At 52.8% G+C, this 2,393-nt stretch carries 5 protein-coding genes; 3 read left to right on the plus strand and 2 right to left on the minus strand.

The annotated features are described in order from the left end of the window. Positions 1-536, plus strand: a 536-nt coding sequence (locus OB13_RS20275; protein WP_461492005.1) for a UDP-2,3-diacylglucosamine diphosphatase, incomplete at its 5' end; no start/stop codon positions are given. Beyond that, on the plus strand, positions 526-1,365 hold the full coding sequence (locus tag OB13_RS20280; protein ID WP_461492006.1) for a hypothetical protein: 840 nt from the start codon (positions 526-528) through the stop codon (positions 1,363-1,365). The genes OB13_RS20275 and OB13_RS20280, both read left to right, overlap by 11 nt. Here the strand turns inward: OB13_RS20280 and OB13_RS20285 are convergent. Then, positions 1,325-1,540, minus strand: a complete 216-nt coding sequence (locus OB13_RS20285) for a DMT family transporter (RefSeq protein ID WP_461492007.1) — start codon at positions 1,538-1,540, stop codon at positions 1,325-1,327. The genes OB13_RS20280 and OB13_RS20285 overlap by 41 nt on opposite strands. Between OB13_RS20285 and OB13_RS20290 the strand changes: the two genes are divergently transcribed. Then, positions 1,454-1,669 carry a hypothetical protein gene (locus OB13_RS20290; protein ID WP_461492009.1) on the plus strand — a complete coding sequence of 72 codons (216 nt, stop codon included), beginning with the start codon at positions 1,454-1,456 and terminating at the stop codon, positions 1,667-1,669. The two genes, OB13_RS20285 and OB13_RS20290, sit on opposite strands and share 87 nt — an antisense overlap. Here the strand turns inward: OB13_RS20290 and OB13_RS20295 are convergent. Then, positions 1,666-2,393: GNAT family N-acetyltransferase (locus OB13_RS20295; protein ID WP_461492008.1), on the minus strand; the 728-nt coding region annotated here is incomplete at its 5' end. The two genes, OB13_RS20290 and OB13_RS20295, sit on opposite strands and share 4 nt — an antisense overlap.

The raw sequence follows: 2,393 nt of genomic DNA on the forward strand, positions 1-2,393 counted from the left end.
TGGCCGAGATAACGGACGCAGGTATACCGGTACTCTTTTTCACCGGCAACCACGACATGTGGATGTTCGATTATTTTCCGGAGGAACTCAACATCCCCATCATCCGGGAACCTATTTCAACGCAGCTAGGAGCTAAAACCTTTTACATCGGGCATGGGGATGGCCTCGGCCCAGGCGACCATACCTACAAGGTCCTCAAGCAGGTATTCAACAACAAAGCCTGCCAGTGGATGTTTGCCCGCCTGCACCCCAATGCAGGTATAGGCATGGCCAACCTATGGTCTAGAAGAAGCCGTATCAGCAATGTGAAAAAAGACGAGCAGTTCTTTGGGGAAGAAGAATGGCTGGTGCAGTATTGCAAAGAGGTAGAAGCCCGAAAGCACCACGACTACTATGTGTTCGGTCACCGCCACCTCCCGCTCGACATGCCCATTGAAGACAGCAGCCGCTACATCAACCTGGGAGAATGGGTCAATTTTTGTTCTTATGCGGTATATGATGGCACGGACCTTAAGCTCGAATACTTTGAGGCGTAACGGCTACCTGACAGCGCTGTTTTTGCTGCTGCTCGTGCTGGCTATACCTGCCGCCACCGCCCAGCAGCCGGACACGACTGCTACCCTTATCTTTCGCCACAGCCTGGCCATCTCCTCCCCCACAACCATCTCTGTGGACCAGAATGGGAGCGTATACCTGATGGGACCGAAACGCAATCTCTATAAACTTGATTCGCTGGGTCAACCGCTCCAGGCATTTTCGCCTCCGAGCCGAGGCAGGATAACAGCCGTAGAAGCCTGGAATCCGATGAAGCTTTTACTCTTCTACGAAGACCGGCAGGAGCTCGTGCTGCTGGACCGGTTCATGAGTCCCATTGGCACTACCCGCCTTTCGGACCTCAACTATACCGGCAATGTACGGGCAGCCACGCTCACCCCGGATGACAGCTTCTGGCTGTTCAACGAGTCTGACTTTACCCTCAGCAAAATAGACCTGCGCTACCAAAAGGCTGTTGTTGAAACGCCACTGGACCTGATCCTGGATAAAGCACGTTTCGATGTACGGTTTGTGCGTGAGTACCAGAACCTGGTATACCTGCTGGATTATAATGCCGGCATCTACGTGTTTGATAACCTGGGCAACTACAAGAAGAAGCTTCCTTTCACCGGTCTCGCTTATATGGGCTTTAGCGGCCATGAGCTATACTTTGTAAAAGATAACCAGCTGCACTTTTTTGACCTTTACGAATTAAAGGGGCGCACGCTGAACCTTCCTGCAGGCAAAGCCTACGTATCGGCGCTTGTCAGCTCGAATTTTCTATACCTCTTTACCAAAGACCAGGCAGACGCCTATACCTGGAAGCGCTAGCTAATTGCATTCTGTCAAAAAACCTGAGTCCCGCCACACCGGCCATCAGCAGCAGGCAGAGAATGTGCATCAGGTCTCTAGATTCATAGTGGAAAACCGTTCCCAGGATAGCCGTTCCGGCCGCTCCTATACCTGTCCGGATAACATAGGAAGTTCCCAAAGGCAAGGTGCGCATGGCCTGAGCCAGCAGTACAAAACGCAGGATCCTGACCAGAACGGGACCGCGCTTACACCCCGTTTGGGAAAGCCTTTGCTAACATCCATCCAAAGGCGCAGCCTGTTTTACAAATCCTATACCTGCTAGTATAAGGGCAGGATCATCTCGTATTGCCCCAGGATCCTGGTAAAATTTCTCCGCTTTAGGTACTCCAGCATGACCTCAGAAGCAGCATCAATGTTGATCAGCAGGAGTGCTTCGGATTCGGTTTGCCTGACTACTTCTTTCAGCAGGGCTGTGGCTATGCCGTGGTTGCGGCGCCCCTGTTGCACTGCAAGCTGAACGATAGAACCTGTCTGCGGTATAAACGCCACATACCCTACCCGCTGGCCTTGCTCATCCAGTGCTTCCAGTACTATTTTTTTCTCCGGATACCGCTTGAAGGCCTGACACGTATTTTGCCAGGCCGGGGGTACATCGCAAAAGTTCTTATACAAGGCCCAATCCGGTTTGCGCGCCTCCTGCAGGGTAATGTCCTCCGCTGCTTCCTGGTGAAAGATCAGGTCCTGCTTACGCGCCCGAAAGCAGTCCAGGGAGCGCGTGATCCGGAAGCCGACATTTTTGTAGGTCCGAAGGGCCGGTTTATTTTCCTGAATCACCTCCAGCAGACACTGCTCGATGCCACTCGCGCTGAGCTTCGGCATCATAAATTTGTACAGCTGCTGCGTCAGCCGATGCCCCCTGTGTTCAGGCACTACACCGGTTCCGGCATTGTAGGCGGTAGGCTTCTCATTCCACTCCCCCAGCCCCGTCAGTATAAAACCTACCAGGCTTCCCTTATAATAGGCACCCGCGCAAAAGGTCAGCTCCA

This window comes from Pontibacter sp. HJ8 (assembly GCF_054824225.1).